Genomic DNA, 19,170 nt, shown 5'->3' with positions numbered 1-19,170 from the left:
GTGCGCGCCGCAGCGCTCTGTCTCAGTCGCCGCCCGACGCGCCATGGTGCGCCACCACCCGCTGCGCCAGGCGCATGAATTCTTCGCGCTCTGCCGGGGTGAGTGGCGCGAGGATGCGGTCTTGCACACGCAGCACGCTGGGCACCATGCGCTCGAGCAGCTGTGCGCCGTCGTCGGTGAGGTGCAGCAGGCGCACGCGGCGGTCGTGGTCTGAGAGGCTGCGCGTCAGCAGCCCGCGGGCCTCCATGCGGTCTACCACGCTGCCGATCGTGGACGTATCAAAGTGCACCTCGCGCGCCAGCGTGCGCTGGTCGATGCCGGGCTGGTCGGCCAGGGTGTAGAGCACCGCAAACTGCACGGGCGTGATGGCGCTGGCCTCGGCGTCCTGCATGAACACGGCCACCGCCGCCTGCTGCAGGCGGCGTATGCAGTGGCCGGGAAATTGCGGGAGTTCGGGGCGGTCGGTGGGCGGTTGCAGGGCCATGGCACAGGGGTTCTGGGGAATGGGTGGATTGTGTCACCGGGATATCGTACGTATACTGACGTTCAGAATACTGATTTATTGGTCTTTCGCTCGTTCCGCCGCCCTTTCTTTCTTCCCCTCACAAACCTCCTTGACCATGCAATTCCACCTGAATGGCTTTCAGCCTGGCGACCCCTTGATCCACGCAGCCGCGCCCGGGGCGCTGCCGCACACCGACGCGGCGCCGTCAAAGGTGGATGTGCTGATCGTGGGCTGTGGCCCTGCGGGCCTCACGCTGGCGGCGCAGCTGGCGGCGTTCCCGGAGATTCACACCTGCATCGTCGAGCAAAAGGATGGCCCGCTGCAGCTGGGGCAGGCCGACGGCATTGCCTGCCGCACCATGGAGATGTTTGAGGCGTTTGACTTCAGCGAGCGGGTGCTGAAGGAGGCCTGCTGGATCAACGAGGTGACTTTCTGGAAGCCTGACGAAAACCAGCCCGGCCAGATTGCCCGCCACGGGCGGGTGCAGGACACGGAGGATGGCCTGTCGGAGTTTCCGCACGTGGTGCTCAACCAGGCGCGGGTGCATGACTTTTACCTGGACGTGATGCGCAACGCGCCCAGCCGCCTGGAGCCCCACTACAGCCGCCGTTTTGTCGATGCCACGGTAGACCCGAGCCAGGCCGACTACCCCGTTACGGTGCGGCTGGAGCGCACCGATGGCGCCCATGCGGGCCAGATCGAAACCGTGCAGGCGCGCTATGTGGTGGGCTGCGACGGTGCGCGCAGCGGGGTGCGCAAGGCCATCGGGCGGCAACTGGTGGGCGACTCGGCCAACCACGCCTGGGGCGTGATGGACGTGCTGGCCACCACCAACTTCCCGGACATCCGCTACAAGGCGGCCATCCAGTCTGCCCACGGCAATGTGCTGGTCATCCCGCGCGAAGGCGGCCACATGGTGCGCCTGTATGTCGAGATGGACAAGCTGGGCGAGGACGAGCGGGTGGCGCACCGCAACATCACGCTTGATGCACTCATCGCCAGCGCCCAGCGTGTGCTGCACCCCTACACCCTGGACGTGAAAGAGGTGCCGTGGTGGTCGGTGTACGAGATCGGCCAGCGCATTTGCGACAAATACGACGATGTGCTGGAAGAAGGCCCCGGCGCGCCGCTGCCGCGCGTCTTCATCGCGGGCGACGCGTGCCACACCCACAGCCCCAAGGCGGGCCAGGGCATGAATTTTTCGATGCAGGACACCTTCAACCTGGGCTGGAAGCTGGCCGCCGTGCTGCGCGGGCAGTGCAGGCCCGAGCTGCTGCACACCTATTCCAGCGAGCGCCAGGTGGTGGCGCAGCAGCTGATCGACTTCGACCGCGAATGGGCCACGATGTTCAGCGACCGCTCTGGCGCGGTGGACCCCAAGGAGTTCCAGCGGTATTTTGAGCAGCACGGCCGCTTCACTGCGGGCGTGGGCACGCATTACCAAGCATCGGTCATCACCGGCCCCGCCACGCACCAGGGCCTGGCCACCGGGTTTGTGATCGGCACACGTTTCCATTCAGCCCCGGTGGTGCGGGCAAGCGACGCCCGGCCCGTGCACCTGGGCCACGCGGGCAAGGCCGACGGCCGCTGGCGCCTTTACGCCTTTGCGGGCGCCCAGGATCTGCACGACGAACAGACCGGTGTGCGCGCGCTGTGCAGGTTCCTCGCAGAATCGCCCGACTCCCCCGTGCGCCGCTACACCCGCGCGGGCCAGGATGTGGACGCCGTGTTCGACCTGCGCGCCATCTTCCAGCAAAGCCACCGCGATGTGGCCATGGACGCCCTGCCGCCCTTGCTGCTGCCCGCCAAGGGCCGCTACGGCCTGCTCGACTATGAAAAGGTCTTTTGCGCCAGCCCCACCGGCAACGCCGACATCTTTGACCTGCGCGGCGTGGACCGCGCGCAGGGCGCCCTGGTCATCGTGCGCCCGGACCAGTACGTGGCACACGTGGTGCCGCTGGGCGACCACGCTGGGCTGACGGGGTTTTTTGCCCCGTTCATGCAGGGCTGAGCCACCGGGCACCGGCACTACCGGCGGCACTACCGGCGCTAATTTCACGGCGGCGATTACACGGCCGCCACTGCTCGGCGGCGATGGCACGGCGGCCACTGCACGGCGGCCGTGGCCGCGCATGCTAGCCGTCACACGGGCGGTCAATTTGCATATAACAATGCGCTTTTGTCTAAAAAAGCGTATAAATACGATCATGCAAACCGACCTCATCCCCACCCTGGCCGCAGCCCGCAAGGCCCACCAGATGACGCAGGCCGAGCTGGCCGAGCGCGCGGGCCTTAGCCGCATGACGGTGCAGCGCACCGAAGGCGGCGACCTGGACCCGCGCTATTCCACCCTGGCCGAGATGGCCCGCGTGCTGGGCATGGACATCATTGCCGTGCCCAGCAGCCTGCGGCCCAGCCTTGCGGCGTTCATCCAGTCGGGGGGCAAGTTTCTGGGCCAGCCGGAGGGCGCGGATGCGCCGCCCTCGGTGGTGGATAGTCTGCGCCGCTGACCCTACCCCATGACCACCTCCATCCGCTACCTGCGCCTGTACCTGCACCGCCCGGCGAACGCGGACGGGTCGGCGGGCGGTCGCGAGCCCATTGGCTACCTCTCGCAGTACGGCGACATCCTGCGCGTGTCGTTTGACGAGAGCTATATCCGCAACCCGCAGCGCCCCACCCTGTCGCTGAGCTTTCAGGGTGCCGACGAGGCGGCCACGCAGCAGATTCTGGCGTCGGCGCGCGATGCGCGGCTGGTGCGCACCGATGGGCGCTGGCCGGTGTATTTTCAGAACCTGCTGCCCGAGGGCCACAACCGCGAGCGCCTGGCGCGCGAGCGCGGCTGCAGCCCCGACGACGAGTTCGAGCTGCTGGCCGCCGCAGGCCACGACCTGATGGGCGCGCTGGAGGTGGAGCCCGTGCCCGCCCAAGACGGCATCCCGGACGTGGTGCGCCACTGGCACACCACCCAGGGCCTCGATGTGCTGGAGCCGGGGTTTGTGGAATACCCGGTGGAAGACGCCGCCTCGCTGCCCGGCGTGGTGACCAAGTTCAGCGCGGTGCAGGACGGCCGCCGCTACACCGTGCGCCGCCAGGGCGCGGCGGGCAGCGTGATCCTGAAGCTGCCCACCACGGCCCACCCCGACCTGGTAGCCAACGAGTTCACCGGCTACCAGCTGTGCCTGGCGCTGGGCCTGCATTGCGCGGATGTGCGCGTGATCACCCGCGCCGAGGCCGACCTGCCCGAGACCGTGCCGTTCAACGAAATTCTGGCCGTGCAGCGCTTTGACCACCTGCCCGGCGGCGCCCGGGTGCACATGGAGGAGTTCAACCAGGTGCTGGGCTATACCCCCCGGCAAAAGTACGGCAAAGCCCATGGCAAGGGCGCGCTGCAGGACTGGGCCACCATGCTGCGCGTGCTCAACCGCCTGAGCCGCCAGCCGGTGCAGGACACGCGCGAGTTTCTGGCGCGCATGGTGGCTTTCATATTGATGGGCAATACCGATGCCCACCTGAAAAACTGGGCCCTGGTGTACCCCGACGGCCGCTTGCCCCAGCTGGCCCCGGTGTACGACCCGGTGTGCGTGGCAGCATTTTTTGAGGGGGTGCCGCCCAGCCAGTACGGCATGAACCGCGCCATCGACAACACTCTGCGGGCGCTGACCTGGGCCGACATGGAAGGCCTGATGAAATCCGCCGGGCTGCTGCGCGTGCCCCGGCACCTGGCCCTGCTGCGCGATGTGGTGAAACTGGCGCGCAGCCAGTGGCCGGCGCTGCTGCAAGGCGCGCCCGGCCCGGTGCGCAGCGTGGTCAGCGAACGGCTGGCCGGTGGCGTGGCACTGGCGCAGTGACAGGGTTTTATACAAATAGGTACGATGCGCCATGGACACACCGCCCCCGCCGCCTGCCGACGAAGCCCGTATTGCAACGGCGTTGGCAGACCCGCAGCGGCTGGCGGCACTGCACGCCACCGGCCTGCTCGACACCCCGGCCGAAGAAAGCTTTGACCGCCTGACCCGGCTGGCCGCCAAGCTCACGGGGGCGCCGGTCACCTTCGTCTCACTGCTGGACGCGGAGCGCGACTTCTACAAGAGCGCCTATGGCTTCGGCGAGCCCCTGGCCTCCGCCCGCGAACTGCACGGGCGTACGTTCTGCCACTACTCGCTGGTGTCTGACGGCGCCCTGGTGCTGGACGATGTGACGCAGCTGCCGGTGTTTCGCGATGTGCCTACCGTGAAGTCACTGGGCATCCGGGCGTATGCGGGCATCCCGCTGCGCAGCGAAGAAGGCGACATGCTGGGCAGTTTCTGCGCGGTGGATTTCAAACCCAAGCGCTGGACGGAGCAGGACATTGAAGTGCTGGTGGAGCTGGCGCACTGCGCCATGCGCGAGGTGCGCCTGCGCAAGGCACTGCAGGACGCCGAGGCGCTGAACCAGCAGCTGGTGGCGCAGATACAGCGCGTGGACGAGCTGAACCTGCGGCTCAGCGAGATGGCCACCACCGATGCGCTGACCGGCCTGAACAACCGCCGGATGTTCGACCACAGCCTGCAGCTGGAGCTGGCGATCGTGGAGCGCCGCAAGACGCCGCTGAGCCTGCTGATGCTGGACGTGGACCACTTCAAGCAGATCAACGACAACCACGGCCACGAGGTGGGCGACACCGTGCTGGTGGCCATCGCGCAGGTGCTGGGCGGCTGCGCGCGGGTGATCGACATCGTCGCGCGCGTGGGCGGCGAGGAGTTCGCCGTGATCCTGCCCAACACCGACACCGAGGGCGCCCTGGAGGTGGCCGAGCGCATGCGCACCGCCGTGGGCCAGGCCACCTGGCTGGCCCAGCCCGCCACCATCAGCATTGGCGTGGCCACGCTGCAACCCGCCGAAGACGCCAGCGGCTTCTATTCACGCGCCGATGCCGCGCTGTACGCGGCCAAGGCCGCAGGGCGCAACCGCGTGGAGCTGGCACCGGCTGGCGGCAGCGCCTGAACCCTTGAACTCATTAGCTCCTGAATTGATAGCTGCTAGCGCTTTACCATCAAGCGCTGGTGGCACTTTTTACGTAGAATCTGGCCTGACTACGTAGCAACCCGGGGCATGGCGGGCGGAAAGTCTGGCTACCCTTGCACATCATCACAGAGGACGCCCATGGCCAAGATTCTGGAAGTGAAGTACGAGCACCAGGCCGACGCGCTGATCTGCGAAGTGGCGCACGCCACCCAGGCCGACCTGTGCTGGCACGAGGTGCACTACGCCAGCCAGGCCAGCGGCGACGGCATCTGGTTTTTTGTGGCCTACCCCAACCAGGCCAGTTTCAAGGTGTTCCGCGTCAAGCACGCCAGCCAGGCAGACCTGAAGATCTTCAAGGTAAGCACGCCAGAGCAGGCGGGCTGGCGCACCAAAGACCACCTGCTGGTGGGCAAGCTGGGAACATAGGCTTTCGCACAGGGGTGCGTGCGGGGGGTGTCTGGCAAAGCGTCAGACCGGCGCCCCAAACAATGTCCCCACGCCTGCCGTGATCGCCATGGCCAGTGCGCCCCAGAAGGTCACGCGCCAGGCACCCACGGCCATGCCCGCGCCGCCCGTGCGGGCTGCCACCGCCCCCAGCACAGCCAGAAACCCCAGCGCTGTACCCGCCACCCAGTACAGCAGGCTGGCCATGGGTGCCACAGCGGCCACGGCCAGCGGCAGTGCGGCGCCCACGGCAAAAGCGGCGGCGGATGTGATGGCGGCCTGCACCGGGCGGGCGGCCAGCGCGGACGAGACATGGAGTTCATCCCGCGCATGGGCACCCAGCGCATCGTGCGCCATGAGCTGCTCAGACACCTGCTGGGCCAGTTCGGGCGTGAGGCCCCGGTCCACATAGATGGCGGTGAGCTCGCGCGCCTCGGCGGCGGGGTCGGCCGCCAGCTCGGCGCGCTCGCGGTCGAGGTCGGCCTTTTCGGTGTCGGCCTGCGAGTGCACCGACACATATTCACCCGCCGCCATGGACATCGCGCCCGCCACCAGCCCGGCCACTGCCGTCATCACGATGGTGGACTGGCTGGACTGCGCCGCCGCCACACCCACCACCAGGCTGGCGGTGGAGACGATGCCATCGTTGGCCCCCAGAACGGCGGCACGCAACCAGCCAATGCGGTCGGTACGGTGGCGCTCAAAGTGCAGGCGGCGTGTGGCGGAGGTCATTGGCGTCTTCTTTGTGAAAGTCGTGAAGGCTGGCAGGGTACGGGGCAAGCGTGGCGATAGTCAACCACGCCGGGCCTGGCGATGACCTGCCGATGCCGCCCGCGCTCAACGGCCCATCACTGCCCCATCACTGCACTGTCAGCCGCCCACGCACTTTTGCACCTGCTCACCCAGTCCCGTGGCGCCCAAGCGCACCACGTCGCCCGCTTTCAGGAACCAGGGCGCGGGCTTTTGCCCCAGGCCCACGCCGGCGGGCGTGCCGGTCAGGATGACGTCGCCGGGCTCCAGCGTCATGAACTGGCTGATGTACGACACCACGGTGGGCACACCAAAGATGAAGTTGCGCGTGCTGCCGTTTTGCACGCGCTGGCCGTTCACCTCCAGCCACAGGTCGATGGCGTGCGGGTCGGGCACTTCGTCGGCCGTGGCCAGCCAGGGGCCGATGGGCGCAAAGGTGTCGTAGCTCTTGCCCTTGTCCCACTGGCCGCCGCGCTCCATCTGCCAGGCGCGCTCGGACACATCGTTGGCCAGCACATAGCCCGCCACGTGCTGCAGCGCATCGGCCTCGGCCACCTGCTGCGCACGGGTGCCGATGACGATGCCCAGCTCGACCTCCCAGTCGGTCTTGGTGGCGCCGGGCGGAATGCGCACGTCGTCGTTGGGGCCGCTGAGTGCCGTCACGGCTTTCATGAAAAGCACGGGCTCGGCAGGCGGCTGCAGGCCGGCCTCGCGCGCGTGGTCGGCGTAGTTGAGCCCCACGCACACAATCTTGCCCACGCCACCCACCGGGCTGCCCAGGCGCGGCGTGCCGTCCACCGCGGGAAGGCGGCTCGCGTCGATGGCGGCCAGAGCGGCCAGGGTGCGGGGGTTGAGCTGTGCGGGGCCAATGTCGGGCAGCAGCATCGACAGGTCGCGCAGCGTGCCGGTGGCGTCGACCAGGCCGGGGCGTTCTGCGCCGGGCTGGCCGTAGCGAATGAGTTTCATGGCGGAGGGTCCTTGGGATGCAACCAGCCCGCAGCATACCGGCGTGCCCACCCGCCCGCGAACGCAAATCACCGCCCCCGCCCTGCCACACCACGACGCCCATGCCCCGCCCGCAAGCTTGGCGCGCCGCGCGGCACGCGTAACATGGCGCGCTGAAAGCCATAACCCAAGGCCGCCCGGCCCATTACTCATTATTTGATAGCTGCTTGCGCAATACCATCAAGCGTTTGCGGCCTTTTTTGCCCATACACAGCATGGCCACAGACGCCAACCCGCCCTCCCCCTCCGGCGACGCTCCACAGCGGCCTCAGCCCCGCAGCCCCGGCGATCTGTTCTGGTCCTTCACCTGGCTGGCCCTGCAGGGCTTTGGCGGCGTGCTGGCGGTGGTGCAGCGCGAGCTGGTGGAAAAAAAGCGCTGGATGACGAACGCGGAGTTTCTGGAGGACTGGGCTGTGGCGCAGATCATGCCCGGCCCCAACGTGGTGAACCTGAGCATCATGATCGGCGACCGCTACTTTGGCCTGCGCGGCGCGCTGGCGGCGCTGGCGGGCATGCTGACGTTTCCGCTCATGCTGGTGCTGGCGCTGGCCGTGGTGTATGCCGAATTCGCCAGCCACCCGGCCGTGGCGGGCGCGCTGCGCGGCATGGGCGCTGTGGCGGCGGGACTGATTGCCGGGGTGGGCATCAAGCTGTTTGCTTCCATCCAGAACCACCCGCTGGGCCGGCCGATGTGCATGGCGCTGGCAGGGCTGGCCCTTGCGGGCATGGCGTGGCTGCGGCTGCCGCTGTTCTGGATATTGCCCGTGCTGGGCGGCGCCGCCTGCGTGCTCACCTTCCGAAAGCTCGCACCATGACCGCACTGCCCCTGGCTCTGGGCGCGGGCGACTGGCTCAACCTGTTCCTGTACTACCTGGCGCTGTCGCTGCTGGCCGTGGGCGGCGCCATTGCCACAGCGCCCGACATGCACCGGTTCCTCGTCGAACGCCAGGCCTGGCTGACCGACCCGCAGTTCAGCGCGTCGATCGCCATCGCCCAGGCCGCACCGGGGCCCAATGTGCTGTTTGTGGCGCTGCTGGGCTGGAACGTGGGCGTGAACGCCGGTGGGCCGGGTATGGCGGGCTGGGCCCTGGGCGCGCTGGGCATGTCGCTGTGCATGCTGGGCGTGATGCTGCCCAGCAGCCTGCTGACCTGGCTGGCCACCCGCTGGGGCCACCGCAACCGCAACCGCCGCAGCGTGCGCGCCTTCAAGCAGGGCATGGCGCCGGTGGTGATAGGCCTGCTGCTGGCCACCTCGTGGGTGCTGGCCCGCGCCCACGGCGACTGGACCACCGACTGGCCCCTGTGGCTGCTCACCGCCAGCACCGTGGTGCTGGTGTGGCGCACCCGGCTGCACTTGCTGTGGATGCTGGGCGCGGGGGCGGTGCTGGGGGCGATGGGCTGGGTGTAGGGGGGGCAGGCCGCGCCGGTCAGCTGATGCGGCGGCCGTTTTCGGCGTACACGGCCAGGTAGATCGCGTCCGAGCCGATGTATGGCGCCTTGTTGCCAAAGCCCACGTTGAAGTCGCCAAACGACAGCGACCGGATGCTGGCCAGCCCGGCGCGAAGGCGTTCGCGCGTGAGGTCCTTGCCGGCGTTTTTCAGGCCTTCAATCATGATCTGGGCGTTGAGCCAGCCCTCCAGCGCGCTGCCGCTGTGGATGTAGGCAGCATCGGCGCCCACGGCCTTCATCGTGGTCTGGAACTTGCGCACCGCCACCGACTTGAGCGAATTGGCATCCGGAAACACCTGCACCAGCGCCAGGCCGCGCGAGGACGCTGCGAGCTTGGGCATCTCCGAGGCGAGCACCGTGACCGACAGCCCCGCCAGCGGCACGCCCTGGGCCTTGGTGCGAAATGCCTGCACGAAGGCCGTATTGGCCGTGCCTGTGGTGGCCAGCAGCACGGCGCCGGGGCGCTCTGCGGCCACCTTGTCGGCCAGATCGGCGCCGTTCTTGCCGTCCACCGCCAGCGCGTATTCGCCGGCGCGCTCCACCTTGATGTCGTCGAGCGCCTTCGACATGTCCTTGAGCACTTCTTTGCCGAAGGGGTTGTCCAGGTACACCACGGCAATGCGCTTGAGGCCCATGTCCACGATCTGCTTGACCAGGCGCTGGGTTTCCTCACGGTACGTGGGGCGCAGGAAGAATACGTGGCGGGCCTCCGGGCTGCGCAGCGAGGTGGCGCCCGTTACCGGCCCCACGGTGGGTATGCCGCGCGTTTCGATCAGCGGGAGGATGGCAGCGGTATTGGCGGTGCCCAGGGGCGAGATCAAGGCAAACACCGATTGCGAATCCACCATCTGGGTCACGTTCTGCAGGGTGCGGGCGGCCACGTAGCCGTCGTCCTTGGGGTCCATGCGGATCTCGCGGCCATGGATGCCGCCCGCCTGGTTCACCTCGGCAAACGCGGCCTTCATGCCCGCCACCTGCTCGATGCCCGCCTGGCCCAGCGGGCCGGTGAGCGCAATCGAGCAGCCCAGGGTGATCAACTTGGGCGTCAGGCCCTCGTCCGCCGCGCTGGCGGTGTGGGCCCACAGGGGCAGGCCCGTGGCGGCAGCGGCCTGGGTGGCACGCAGGAGAAATTGACGACGGCTCATGGTGGGAGTGGGGTGTAAAGACAAAGGTGCGGCAGGCTACCGGCAAGCGGGCCCGCCACGTGTCAGCTTTGTGACAGCAAATGCACCAAAACGACGCAACTAGCCCAGCAGCGTTGGCAATACCTGGGCCGCCGGGGCGCTCAGCACCGCGTGGGCGGTGCCATCGAGCTCGCTGGGCGCGGGGTTGACCACCACCACCCGCGCCCCGGCAGCGCGCGCCTGGTGCGCAAGGCCCGCCGCCGGGTACACCGCCCCGGCCGTGCCCACCACCAGCATCAGGTCGCACGCCTTTGCAGCCTGCTGCGCGGCCTCCAGGGTGCGAAAAGGCAGGGCTTCGCCAAACCACACCACCCCGGGCCGCAGCAGGTTGCCGCAGCGGTCGCAATGCGGCGGGTGACCCGCCACGGCGTGCTCGACATGGCAACAGTTGCGCGGCATGTCGAGCCAGCGGTCTTCAAAGATGTCGCCATGCAGGCACAGTACGCCGGTGCTGCCGGCGCGCTGGTGCAGGCCATCCACGTTCTGGGTGATCAGCGTGATCCGGCCGGGAAACTGCTGCTGGAACGCCGCGAGGGCCATGTGGCCCGCATTCGGCAAAGCGCCTGCGAGCAGCTCGCGCCGGTACTGGTACCAGTCCCACACGCGCTGCGGGTGGGCGCGAAAGCCTGCTTCCGTGGCCATGTCTTCGGGCCGGAACTGCGCCCAGTAGCCGGTCTGCGCATCCCGAAAGGTGGGCACGCCCGATTCGGCGCTGATACCGGCGCCGGTCAGCACGGCGACGTGGCGCGCCTGCTGCACCCAGGCTTTGATGGTGTCGGGCGACGCGCTTTGCATCGGCGGCAGCAGGTCAGGTCCTCTGGCGCAGCGCCTCGTACAGGCACACGCCGCTGGCCACCGACACGTTCAGGCTCTCGACCGCACCCTTCATGGGGATGCTGACCAGCTCGTCGCAGGTCTTGCGCGTGAGCTGGCGCATGCCGTCGCCCTCGGCGCCCAGCACCAGGGCCACGGGGCCTTTCAGATCGACCTGGTAGATGGTCTTGGGCGCGTCGTCGCTGGTGCCGATGCACCAGATGTTGCGCTCCTTGAGCTCGTTCAGCGTGCGCGAGAGGTTGGTCACCATGAAGTACGGCATGGTCTCGGCCGCGCCGCTGGCCACCTTGGCCACGGTGGCATTGATGCCCACGGCGTGGTCCTTGGGGGCGATGACGGCATGGGCCCCCGCGCCATCGGCCACACGCAGGCAGGCGCCCAGGTTGTGCGGGTCGGTCACGCCGTCGAGCACCAGCAGCAGGGGCTGCTCAATGCCGGCGGCTTCCAGGTCTTCCAGCAGTTCATCCAGCGAAGTGGCGACCTTCACGGGCTCCACCCGTGCGGCCACGCCCTGGTGGCCATGGCTGCCGGCCAGCTTGGCGATGCGCACGCTGTCGGCTTCGATGAGGCGGGCACCCGCCTCGCGGGCGCGGTCGAGAAACTGGCGCATGCGGGCATCGCGCCGCGTGGCTTCGTAGTAAATCTCGATGATGGATTTCGGCGCGGTCTTCAGACGCACGCCCACGGCGTGAAAGCCGAAGAGAACTTTGGGGCTGGACATGGGGAGGGATTATCCGCTGAGCGCAGACAGCCACTCCGTCACACTATTAAATGAATAGCTGCCCGCGCTTTACAGATAAGCGCTGGAGGCCAAAAACACCAAAAAAAACTGGTTCAGACCACCCGCCCGGCTTCGATGGTGATGCGCCGCTCGCACTGCTCGGCGATGGCGCGGTCGTGGGTGACCAGCACCAGCGTGGTGCCCTGCTCGCGGTTCAGCTCGAACATGAGCTTCATGATGGTCTCGCCGGTGGCGAAGTCGAGGCTGCCCGTGGGCTCGTCGGCCAGCAGCACGGCCGGCTGCACCACAAACGCCCGCGCCAGCGCCACGCGCTGCTGTTCGCCGCCCGAGAGCACCTTGGGGTAGTGCGACAGGCGCTGACCCAGCCCGACGCGCGCCAGCATGTCGGCAGCGGCTTTGCGGGCATCGCGGCGGTTGGCCAGCTCCAGCGGCAGCATCACGTTTTCCAGCGCCGTGAGGTTGCCCATGAGCTGAAAGCTCTGGAACACAAAGCCCACCTTCTGGGCGCGCAGCGCGGCGCGCTCGTCTTCATTGATGGCAAAGAGGTCGTGGCCATCTAGCCGCACGGTGCCACGCGTGGGGGTATCCAGCCCGGCAATGATCGACAGCAGCGTGCTTTTGCCCGAACCCGAGGCGCCCACAATGGCCGCTGTTTCCCTGGCAGCCAGGCGGAAATCGATATCCCGCAGAATGTCGAGGGTTCCGGTGGAATCCGTCACCGACTTGAAGACATGCTCCACCGCAATGATGGGTGTGGAAGATGATGTCGTGGGCAATGTGGAGGATTCAGGCATGAAAGGTTCTTTACTTTGATTCGTTATCTGCAGCGACGGCGCCACTTTATCCTGAGCACCGGTATCGGCGTGGTGGTGGGGCTTTGTGCGCCGCTGGCGGCCGCCCAGGCCCCCGGCAAGGCCGCCACCGCACCGGCCCGGCCGCCGGTGATTCTGGTGCTGGGCGATTCCCTCAGCGCCGAATACGGGCTGGCACGTGGTACCGGATGGGTGGCCTTGCTGGAAAAACAGCTGGCCCAGGAAAAAATGAGCGCCACGGTGGTCAATGCCAGCGTGAGTGGCGAGACCACATCCGGCGGCCGTTCGCGCCTGCCGGCGCTGCTGGCCCAGCACCAGCCCAGCCATGTGGTGGTGGAACTGGGCGGAAACGACGCCCTGCGGGGCCTGCCGCTCAAGAACACCGAGGAGAACCTCACCTTCATGACGCAAGCGGCGCAAAAAGCCGGTGCAAAGGTCTTGCTGGTGGGTATGCAGGTGCCGCCCAACTATGGCACCGCCTATGCCGATCAGTTCGCCGGCCTGTTCACCAAGGTGGCCAAGGCGCAGAAAGCGGCAGTGGTGCCGTTCTTTCTGAAGGGCGTGGCCGACGGGCCGGAGCCGACCCGTCTGTTCCAGCCTGACCGCATCCACCCGCGCGCCGAAGCGCACCCGCAGATGCTGGCCAACGTGTGGCCGGAACTGAAAAAACTGCTGCGCTGAAGAGGCCTCAGGCGCCCGGGCCCGCTGCGGGCTGGCCGGGGGCCGCGCCGTCATGGCCGGGGTGCCCCTCAGCGGGCTGGTCACTGCCCTGCTGATCGCCCGGTGTGCGCTGTGATTTGGCCCTCAGCTTCTCTTCTTTTTTTTGCTTTTTGGCGAGTTCGCGCTGGCGTTTTTCGTATCCGTAGTTGGGTGTTGCCAAGGTAGTAGCTTCCTGAAGTTGAGACCCACTGTAACAGCTTGGGGCTTTGCGCCGGCGCTGCGGGCCGGCCTTGATCCCGCAACGGCGGTGTGCATTTCAGACGGTGCGCTGTGGCGGCGCCACGCAGGCGCGGTAAGCGTGCCAGCTGGCAAACCCCAGCACCGGGCCTGTCAGCAGCAGCCCCACGCCCCAGAACCACAGCGACACGGCAACGATGCCCGTGATGAGCGCGCCCCACAGCAGCATCACCGCGGGATTCTCGAACACCACGCGGATGCTGGTGATGCCTGCGGTCAGTGCGTCGGTGTCGCGGTCGAGAATCATGGGAATCGAGACCACGGACGTGGAGAACACCAGCGCGGCAAACGCGCCCCCCACCAGGGTGTACACCGCCACAAAGTTCCAGTTTTGCGGGTTGAACACGGCTTGCAGCACCCCCGTGGTGGACGGCATGCCGGTGTTGAAGAACACGGCAAACACCACCAGCGACGCACGCCCCCAGAGCAGTTCGAGCACCACGAGCACCAGCACCAGCATGCCCATGCTGCCCATGTGGCTGTCCCAGCAGGTGAGCGACTCGCTCAGCTGCGGTTTCAGCCCGGCCTCTCGCCGGCGGCTGGTGTCATAAAGCCCCATGGCCAGAAAGGGGCCCAGCAGCAGGCAGCCGCTGGCCAGGGACATGGTGTATTCAGGCCGGGTACGGAACACCCACCCCAGAAGCAGCGCCATGCCCCAGAAGCAAACGCCGTAAAACACAGCGATGCCCGGAGCATTTCGCACGTCCTGCAGGCCCCGCGCCAGCCAGCGGAAAGGGTCGCCCATCGTCACCGGCTGCAACTGGATGGGTTGGGCCTGCTGGGCCTTTACGCGCTCGGCAATGGCCTCGGCGTGCTGGGATTCGGAAATGTCTGGCGCGCCCGGTGCATCCGGCGCGGCCTTGGAGGTGGTCACGGTCATACCGCCACACTAAGGCCGCCGCTGCGGCAGCGCCACTGAGGAAAGCCCGTATCCCGCGGTACCGGCTGACAGCCGAAGTGGCGTTGCCTCAGTTGAAGGCGCGCTCCAGGGCCTGCTGCAAGTCCTGCCTCAGGTCCTCCACGCCCTCCAGTCCTACGGCAAACCGCACCAGCGTGCCCGCCTTCAGGTGGGTGCTGGCGCGGCTGCGCATGGCATTGATGTCATAGGGCACCACCAGGCTCATGGGGCCGCCCCAGCTGTAGCCGAGCTTGAACAGGCGCAGGCCGTCGCAAAACGCATCCACCTGCTGTTGTGAATGGCGGGCATCGATCATCACGCTGAACAGGCCGGCCGCCAGCCCTTGCCCGCCCTGCGCCCCACCGCACAGGGCCTTCCAGTGCGCGTGCCCTGGCGAGCCTTCGAGTGCGGGGTGCAGCACCTGCGCCACGGCGGGCTGCTGCTGCAGCCACTGCGCCAGGCTGCGTGCCGCTTCGTCATGGGCGCGGTAACGCAGGCCGATGCTCGGCAATGCTCGCAGCACGGCTTCGGCGTCGTTGGCGCCTACGCCCAGGCCCAGCCGCATGTGGGTGAGCTTGATCTTCATGTGCAAGGCGAGGTCACGCGTCATCACGCTGCCCATGAGCACATCGCCCCCGCCGCTGGGGTATTTGGTGAGCGCGTGGACGGAAATATCGACGCCGAGACTTGCGTCCCTGGTGAGGTCGAACGGTGCGAACGCCAGGCCCGCGCCCCAGGTGTTGTCCAGCGCCGTGGTCACGCCGCGTGCACGGCAGATGCGCACCTGTTCGCAAAGGTCGGGGAACTCCATGCTGACCGAGCCCGGCGCTTCCAGCCACACCAATCGGGTGGCCGGGGTGATGCGGGCCGCCAGATCCGACGGATCGAGCGGGTCGTAGAACACATGGGTGATGCCAAACCGCGCAAGTTCGCCGCTGGCCAGGTCTTTGCCGGGGCCATAAGCGTTGTCGGGGATCAGAACTTCGTCGCCAGGCTTGAGCAGCGCCAGCGCAACGTTGGCAATCGCGGCCAGGCCGCTGGGCACCAGTACGCACTGCAGACCGCCTTCCAGGGTGCACAGGCGCTCTTCAAGAATGAACGTGGTGGGCGTGCCGTGCAGCCCATACGTGTAGCCGCTTTTGTCCTTCCATTCGCGCGAGCGCATGGCGGCGACGTTCGGAAAGATGACTGTCGAGGCCTTGTACACGCCCGGTTGCGGTGCGGCGAAATCGCCAGGCGGTGTGTAGGCGTGGTGGACAAGGCGGGTGGCGAGGTCGGGGTTGTGCGCTTTCATGCCGCCCATGGTAGCGCGCCGCCCGGGCAAGGACCCGGGCGGCGCGTGGGTGCAAGCGGCGGGGCGAGCCCGCCCTGCGTTAGCTGGCGGTGACGACCAGCTGGTTGTTCACAGCCGTCACGCCGTCTACGGCCTTGGCCAGGCTCTCGGCGCGGTCACGGGCTACCGTGGACGGCGCGGGGCCGTTGAGTGTGACCTTGCCGTTCACCGTATCCACATTGATCTTGAGCGCGCTCAGATCAGGATCCTGGGCCAGGCTCGCGTTGACACGTGCCGTGATGGTGGCGTCATCCACGGCCGTCATGGCAGAGTTGGTGGCATCTTTGGCCGTGTTTTCCGCGCTTTGCATTGCGCTGTCGGCCTTCACCCGGGCGTCAGCGGCAGCCTGCTCGGTCTTTTCCACGGCAGAGTCCATGCGCTGGCCCACGGTGGGCTCTTCGTTCTTGCTGCAGGCAGCAAGACCCAGCGCCAGGGCGCTGACCGCCAGCACACTGGCAATGCGTTGAACGGGACGGCTGGAGTGCATCAGGGAGTTCATGGATAAAACCTCTCAGTTAAAAAACGATGGAATGACTTTAGGCGCGGCCATGGCAGGCGCAGGTCGGACATTGCTGAACCCTGTGTAGGACGAGACTGCCGGGGCGTCGCCTCGCCGCCCCCCGCACAGCATTGGCAGCCGCGACAATCGGCGCATGTCTTTTTCCCGTGCATCGCTGTCCCGCTGGTTTCCTTTTCTGTCATGGCCCCGTCCCGACCGCGCCTTGATCCGCGGGGAGTTCTTTGCCGGCATGACGGTCGGCCTCATGCTGGTGCCACAGGGGGTGGCCTACGCGGCGCTGGCCGGTATGCCGCTGGTCACGGGGATCTATGCCTCACTGGTGCCGGCACTGGTGGCGGTGCTGTTCAGCGCGTCCACGCGCCTGGGCGTCGGGCCCACTGCGCTCACCAGCCTGTTGATTGGCGCGTCGCTCACCGGCATGGCGGAGCCGGGCAGTGCGCAATGGGTGGCGCTGGCGGCGTGGATGGCGCTGTTGTCGGGCTTTGTACAGCTGGTGATGGGCCTGGCACGCTTTGGCTGGTTGCTCAACCTGGTGACATCGCCGGTTCTCAGCGGCTTCACGCAGGCCGCGGCGCTGCTGATTCTGGGGTCGCAGCTCGCGTCGCTCACGGGTCTGCGTTCCGACTGGAGCGCGCTGCTGTCCACCCCCTCGCCCGGCCTGTTTGACCTGACGGCAGCAGCCTTTGGTTTCGGCAGCCTGGCGCTTCTGGTGCTTGCGCGCCGGTGGCGGCCAGCCTTCCCCTCGGCCATTGTGGTGGTGGCGCTGGCGGGGGCCCTGAGCTGGGCGCTGGACTACGCCGATGCCGGCGGCGCCGTGGTGGGTGCGCTGCCATCGGGCATGCCGGATCTTTACTGGCCTGCCGCCCTGCCCTGGTCCAGCTTCTCTGCGCTGGTGATGCCGGTGCTGGTGGTCACCCTGGTGAGCTTTCTGGAGACTGCGTCCAGCGCCAAAGTGGAGAGCCAGCGCTCCGGCGAGCGCTGGAACGAAAACCAGGACCTGATCGGGCAGGGTTTGGCCAAGATCAGCAGCGGGCTGTGCGGCAGCTTTGCCACCAGCGCGTCCTTTTCACGCTCGGCCATCAACCTCTACGCAGGCGCCAAAAGTGGCTGGGCCACACTGTTTGCGATTGCGCTGGTGCTGGTGGTGCTGCTGTGGCTCACCCCGGCGCTCTACCACGTACCGCAGTCGGTGCTGGCCGCCGTGGTGGTGACGGCCGTGACCAGCCTCATCAAACCCGGCACCTTGCTGCGGCTGTGGCGGGTTTCGCGGACAGAAGCCGTGATCGCAGCCGTGACGTTTGCGCTCACGCTGGCCACGGCCCCGCGGATGTACTGGGGCGTGCTGGTGGGCCTGCTGATGAACCTGAGCCACTTTCTGTACCAGCGGCTGCACCCCCGCATCATCGAAGTCGGCCTGCACCCCGATGGCAGCCTGCGCGACCGCCACCTGTGGCATCTGCCCGCGCTGGCGCCGCGGCTGCTGGCGCTGCGCATGGATGCAGAGCTCGATTTTGCTTCTGCCAGCGCGCTGGAGCGCCGTGTGACGGACCACCTGGCCAGCCACCCGGAGGTGGTGCATCTGTGCCTCATGGCCCAGCCCATCAACCGGATTGACGTGACCGGCGTGGAGACATTCGCCCAGCTTCTGGCACTGCTGCAGTCGCGCGGCGGCACGCTGCACCTGAGCGGGCTCAAGCTGCCCGTGGAACGGGTGCTGCGCCAGGCCGGCTTGCTGGAAGCCGGCAGCGGCCTGGCCTTGTACCGCACCGATGCCGAAGCGCTGGTGGCACTCAACCAGCTGGAACCGCCCGTACCCCGTGTGTAGTGAGCATGCAGACCGCCCGGCTGGCCCCGGCCTTCACCAACCGAGCGATTTGCAGGGGTTTGGGGCCCACGGGCGCTCTGAAGTGCACTGGTACACTTCGAAAACTCTTTTTTGCACCTTTTTGTGTCTGACTCTGCGGCCTCTCACCTGGTAGATCTTCGCGACCTTCGCCTGGACACCGCCCATGCGCTGGTGGCCCAGGCCGGCGGCAGCGAAGCCGCCTTGCAACGCGAGGTGCCCGCCCGATACCTGCAGAGCCTCATTGACGGCCTGTGCGAACTCTCCCTCAAGGACCCTCTCACCGGGCTGGCCAACCGCAGGCACTTCCGCGCGGTGCTGGAGCGCGAAATCGACCGCGTTACCCGGTCCGGCGAAGCAGCGCTGCTGCTGATGCTGGACATCGATCATTTCAAGAGCGTGAACGACACCCACGGCCACCTGGCCGGTGATGTGGTGCTGCAGTCCGTGGCGCGCACGCTCAGCGCCTGCGTGCGGCCCATGGACACGCTGGCGCGCTATGGCGGTGAAGAATTTGCCGTGGTGCTGCCGGCATGCCAGGCCGGTTTCGGGAGCGTGGTGGCCGAGCGCATCCGCCGGGCGGTGGCAAACACACCCATCAGGATTTCCGGCTCTGTCGAGCTCAACGTAACGGTCAGCATTGGCGGCGCATTCGCCCTGCAATGGATCCGTTCGACCACCTTGCTGTGGACGGACCGCGCCGACCACCAGCTCTACAAAGCCAAGTCGGGCGGCCGCAACTGCATCTGCATCGAGGAGCAGCCGGACAGCACGGTAAGTGCCGAAGAAAAAAGCCTGTTGTTTGGCCCGCTCTACACCCCCTCGGGTTGGGGCGATCTGCCTCCGCTGGACCCCGCTCCCGCAGGCAGCGCCTACTGAAAGTTAGA

General features: G+C 67.3%; 21 protein-coding genes. 10 read left to right on the top strand and 11 right to left on the bottom strand.

What is annotated here, in order from left to right; genetic code table 11:
• Positions 1 to 22: 22 nt before the first annotated feature.
• Positions 23 to 484 (bottom strand): MarR family transcriptional regulator, encoded by a 462-nt coding sequence (locus AAFF19_RS12545; protein ID WP_008903365.1) that lies wholly within the window; start codon positions 482 to 484, stop codon positions 23 to 25.
• Positions 485 to 620: 136 nt separating this feature from the next.
• On the opposite strand from AAFF19_RS12545, the gene AAFF19_RS12540 reads away from it, so the two are divergent.
• From AAFF19_RS12540 to AAFF19_RS12520, 5 genes are all read left to right on the top strand, one after another.
• A complete protein-coding gene (locus AAFF19_RS12540; protein WP_342720284.1) occupies positions 621 to 2,516 on the top strand; it encodes an FAD-binding monooxygenase in 1,896 nt (631 codons plus the stop codon).
• Positions 2,517 to 2,712: 196 nt separating this feature from the next.
• Entirely contained in the window at positions 2,713 to 3,015 is a 303-nt protein-coding gene (locus AAFF19_RS12535) for a helix-turn-helix transcriptional regulator (protein WP_182119613.1), read from the top strand.
• A gap of 9 nt (positions 3,016 to 3,024) precedes the next feature.
• A complete protein-coding gene (locus AAFF19_RS12530) occupies positions 3,025 to 4,356 on the top strand; it encodes a HipA domain-containing protein (protein WP_342720283.1) in 1,332 nt (443 codons plus the stop codon).
• A 31-nt stretch (positions 4,357 to 4,387) separates the two neighbouring features.
• Complete coding sequence (locus tag AAFF19_RS12525) at positions 4,388 to 5,491, top strand: sensor domain-containing diguanylate cyclase (RefSeq protein ID WP_342720282.1); 1,104 nt, start codon at positions 4,388 to 4,390, stop codon at positions 5,489 to 5,491.
• A 159-nt stretch (positions 5,492 to 5,650) separates the two neighbouring features.
• Positions 5,651 to 5,938, top strand: a complete 288-nt coding sequence (locus AAFF19_RS12520; RefSeq protein ID WP_008903360.1) for a DUF6150 family protein — start codon at positions 5,651 to 5,653, stop codon at positions 5,936 to 5,938.
• Between the two features lie 42 nt (positions 5,939 to 5,980).
• Here AAFF19_RS12520 and AAFF19_RS12515 read toward each other — a convergent pair whose 3' ends face one another.
• Together AAFF19_RS12515 and AAFF19_RS12510 are read right to left on the bottom strand one after the other, a co-directional pair.
• Positions 5,981 to 6,688, bottom strand: a complete 708-nt coding sequence (locus AAFF19_RS12515; RefSeq protein WP_342720281.1) for a VIT family protein — start codon at positions 6,686 to 6,688, stop codon at positions 5,981 to 5,983.
• Between the two features lie 138 nt (positions 6,689 to 6,826).
• Positions 6,827 to 7,672, bottom strand: a complete 846-nt coding sequence (locus tag AAFF19_RS12510) for a fumarylacetoacetate hydrolase family protein (protein WP_342720280.1) — start codon at positions 7,670 to 7,672, stop codon at positions 6,827 to 6,829.
• A 254-nt stretch (positions 7,673 to 7,926) separates the two neighbouring features.
• Between AAFF19_RS12510 and AAFF19_RS12505 the strand changes: the two genes are divergently transcribed.
• Positions 7,927 to 8,526 carry a chromate transporter gene (locus AAFF19_RS12505; protein WP_342720279.1) on the top strand — a complete coding sequence of 200 codons (600 nt, stop codon included), beginning with the start codon at positions 7,927 to 7,929 and terminating at the stop codon, positions 8,524 to 8,526.
• A complete protein-coding gene (locus AAFF19_RS12500) occupies positions 8,523 to 9,119 on the top strand; it encodes a chromate transporter (protein WP_182119138.1) in 597 nt (198 codons plus the stop codon). The genes AAFF19_RS12505 and AAFF19_RS12500 overlap by 4 nt, the downstream gene beginning before the upstream one ends.
• 19 nt (positions 9,120 to 9,138) lie before the next feature.
• Here the strand turns inward: AAFF19_RS12500 and AAFF19_RS12495 are convergent, their stop codons facing one another.
• The 4 genes from AAFF19_RS12495 to AAFF19_RS12480 form a co-directional block, all read right to left on the bottom strand.
• Positions 9,139 to 10,305, bottom strand: a complete 1,167-nt coding sequence (locus tag AAFF19_RS12495; protein ID WP_342720278.1) for an ABC transporter substrate-binding protein — start codon at positions 10,303 to 10,305, stop codon at positions 9,139 to 9,141.
• A gap of 99 nt (positions 10,306 to 10,404) precedes the next feature.
• A complete protein-coding gene (locus tag AAFF19_RS12490) occupies positions 10,405 to 11,139 on the bottom strand; it encodes an NAD-dependent deacylase (protein ID WP_342720277.1) in 735 nt (244 codons plus the stop codon).
• Positions 11,140 to 11,152: 13 nt separating this feature from the next.
• The gene (rlmB, locus tag AAFF19_RS12485; RefSeq protein ID WP_124514221.1) at positions 11,153 to 11,899 is read right to left on the bottom strand and encodes a 23S rRNA (guanosine(2251)-2'-O)-methyltransferase RlmB; all 747 of its coding nucleotides are present in this window, start codon (positions 11,897 to 11,899) and stop codon (positions 11,153 to 11,155) included.
• Between the two features lie 113 nt (positions 11,900 to 12,012).
• Positions 12,013 to 12,714: an ABC transporter ATP-binding protein gene (locus tag AAFF19_RS12480; protein WP_008903352.1), complete on the bottom strand. Its 702-nt coding sequence runs from the start codon at positions 12,712 to 12,714 to the stop codon at positions 12,013 to 12,015.
• A 15-nt stretch (positions 12,715 to 12,729) separates the two neighbouring features.
• Between AAFF19_RS12480 and AAFF19_RS12475 the strand changes: the two genes are divergently transcribed.
• Positions 12,730 to 13,413, top strand: a complete 684-nt coding sequence (locus tag AAFF19_RS12475; protein WP_008903351.1) for an arylesterase — start codon at positions 12,730 to 12,732, stop codon at positions 13,411 to 13,413.
• Between the two features lie 7 nt (positions 13,414 to 13,420).
• Here AAFF19_RS12475 and AAFF19_RS12470 read toward each other — a convergent pair whose 3' ends face one another.
• From AAFF19_RS12470 to AAFF19_RS12455, 4 genes are all read right to left on the bottom strand, one after another.
• Complete coding sequence (locus AAFF19_RS12470) at positions 13,421 to 13,612, bottom strand: hypothetical protein (protein ID WP_342720276.1); 192 nt, start codon at positions 13,610 to 13,612, stop codon at positions 13,421 to 13,423.
• A 96-nt stretch (positions 13,613 to 13,708) separates the two neighbouring features.
• Positions 13,709 to 14,569 carry a DUF2189 domain-containing protein gene (locus tag AAFF19_RS12465; protein ID WP_342720275.1) on the bottom strand — a complete coding sequence of 287 codons (861 nt, stop codon included), beginning with the start codon at positions 14,567 to 14,569 and terminating at the stop codon, positions 13,709 to 13,711.
• An 88-nt stretch (positions 14,570 to 14,657) separates the two neighbouring features.
• Positions 14,658 to 15,890 (bottom strand): PLP-dependent transferase, encoded by a 1,233-nt coding sequence (locus AAFF19_RS12460; RefSeq protein WP_342720274.1) that lies wholly within the window; start codon positions 15,888 to 15,890, stop codon positions 14,658 to 14,660.
• Between the two features lie 70 nt (positions 15,891 to 15,960).
• On the bottom strand, positions 15,961 to 16,419 hold the full coding sequence (locus AAFF19_RS12455; protein WP_246330832.1) for a BON domain-containing protein: 459 nt from the start codon (positions 16,417 to 16,419) through the stop codon (positions 15,961 to 15,963).
• 154 nt (positions 16,420 to 16,573) lie between these two features.
• Between AAFF19_RS12455 and AAFF19_RS12450 the strand changes: the two genes are divergently transcribed.
• Both AAFF19_RS12450 and AAFF19_RS12445 read left to right on the top strand, forming a co-directional pair.
• A complete protein-coding gene (locus AAFF19_RS12450; RefSeq protein WP_342720273.1) occupies positions 16,574 to 18,265 on the top strand; it encodes a SulP family inorganic anion transporter in 1,692 nt (563 codons plus the stop codon).
• 123 nt (positions 18,266 to 18,388) lie between these two features.
• Positions 18,389 to 19,162, top strand: coding sequence for a GGDEF domain-containing protein (locus AAFF19_RS12445; protein WP_342720272.1), 774 nt, complete (start codon positions 18,389 to 18,391; stop codon positions 19,160 to 19,162).
• Positions 19,163 to 19,170: the final 8 nt, after the last annotated feature.

It is taken from the genome of Acidovorax sp. FHTAMBA, assembly GCF_038958875.1.
Lineage (GTDB): Bacteria > Pseudomonadota > Gammaproteobacteria > Burkholderiales > Burkholderiaceae_C > Acidovorax.
Note: the sequence above shows the minus strand (reverse complement) of the source record. Positions and strands in the feature narration are given on the sequence as shown.

Bases quoted from the DNA above. Each gene is read 5' to 3' on its own strand.
- AAFF19_RS12450 (WP_342720273.1), top strand. From the start codon at position 16,574: ATGTCTTTTTCCCGTGCATCGCTGTCCCGCTGGTTTCCTTTTCTGTCA.
- AAFF19_RS12525 (WP_342720282.1), top strand. From the start codon at position 4,388: ATGGACACACCGCCCCCGCCGCCTGCCGACGAAGCCCGTATTGCAACG.
- AAFF19_RS12500 (WP_182119138.1), top strand. From the start codon at position 8,523: ATGACCGCACTGCCCCTGGCTCTGGGCGCGGGCGACTGGCTCAACCTG.
- AAFF19_RS12535 (WP_182119613.1), top strand. From the start codon at position 2,713: ATGCAAACCGACCTCATCCCCACCCTGGCCGCAGCCCGCAAGGCCCAC.
- AAFF19_RS12455 (WP_246330832.1), bottom strand. From the start codon at position 16,419: ATGAACTCCCTGATGCACTCCAGCCGTCCCGTTCAACGCATTGCCAGT.
- rlmB (WP_124514221.1), bottom strand. From the start codon at position 11,899: ATGTCCAGCCCCAAAGTTCTCTTCGGCTTTCACGCCGTGGGCGTGCGT.
- AAFF19_RS12510 (WP_342720280.1), bottom strand. From the start codon at position 7,672: ATGAAACTCATTCGCTACGGCCAGCCCGGCGCAGAACGCCCCGGCCTG.
- AAFF19_RS12490 (WP_342720277.1), bottom strand. From the start codon at position 11,139: ATGCAAAGCGCGTCGCCCGACACCATCAAAGCCTGGGTGCAGCAGGCG.
- AAFF19_RS12520 (WP_008903360.1), top strand. From the start codon at position 5,651: ATGGCCAAGATTCTGGAAGTGAAGTACGAGCACCAGGCCGACGCGCTG.
- AAFF19_RS12460 (WP_342720274.1), bottom strand. From the start codon at position 15,890: ATGGGCGGCATGAAAGCGCACAACCCCGACCTCGCCACCCGCCTTGTC.
- AAFF19_RS12465 (WP_342720275.1), bottom strand. From the start codon at position 14,569: ATGACCGTGACCACCTCCAAGGCCGCGCCGGATGCACCGGGCGCGCCA.
- AAFF19_RS12545 (WP_008903365.1), bottom strand. From the start codon at position 484: ATGGCCCTGCAACCGCCCACCGACCGCCCCGAACTCCCGCAATTTCCC.
- AAFF19_RS12530 (WP_342720283.1), top strand. From the start codon at position 3,025: ATGACCACCTCCATCCGCTACCTGCGCCTGTACCTGCACCGCCCGGCG.
- AAFF19_RS12540 (WP_342720284.1), top strand. From the start codon at position 621: ATGCAATTCCACCTGAATGGCTTTCAGCCTGGCGACCCCTTGATCCAC.
- AAFF19_RS12480 (WP_008903352.1), bottom strand. From the start codon at position 12,714: ATGCCTGAATCCTCCACATTGCCCACGACATCATCTTCCACACCCATC.
- AAFF19_RS12515 (WP_342720281.1), bottom strand. From the start codon at position 6,688: ATGACCTCCGCCACACGCCGCCTGCACTTTGAGCGCCACCGTACCGAC.
- AAFF19_RS12505 (WP_342720279.1), top strand. From the start codon at position 7,927: ATGGCCACAGACGCCAACCCGCCCTCCCCCTCCGGCGACGCTCCACAG.
- AAFF19_RS12495 (WP_342720278.1), bottom strand. From the start codon at position 10,305: ATGAGCCGTCGTCAATTTCTCCTGCGTGCCACCCAGGCCGCTGCCGCC.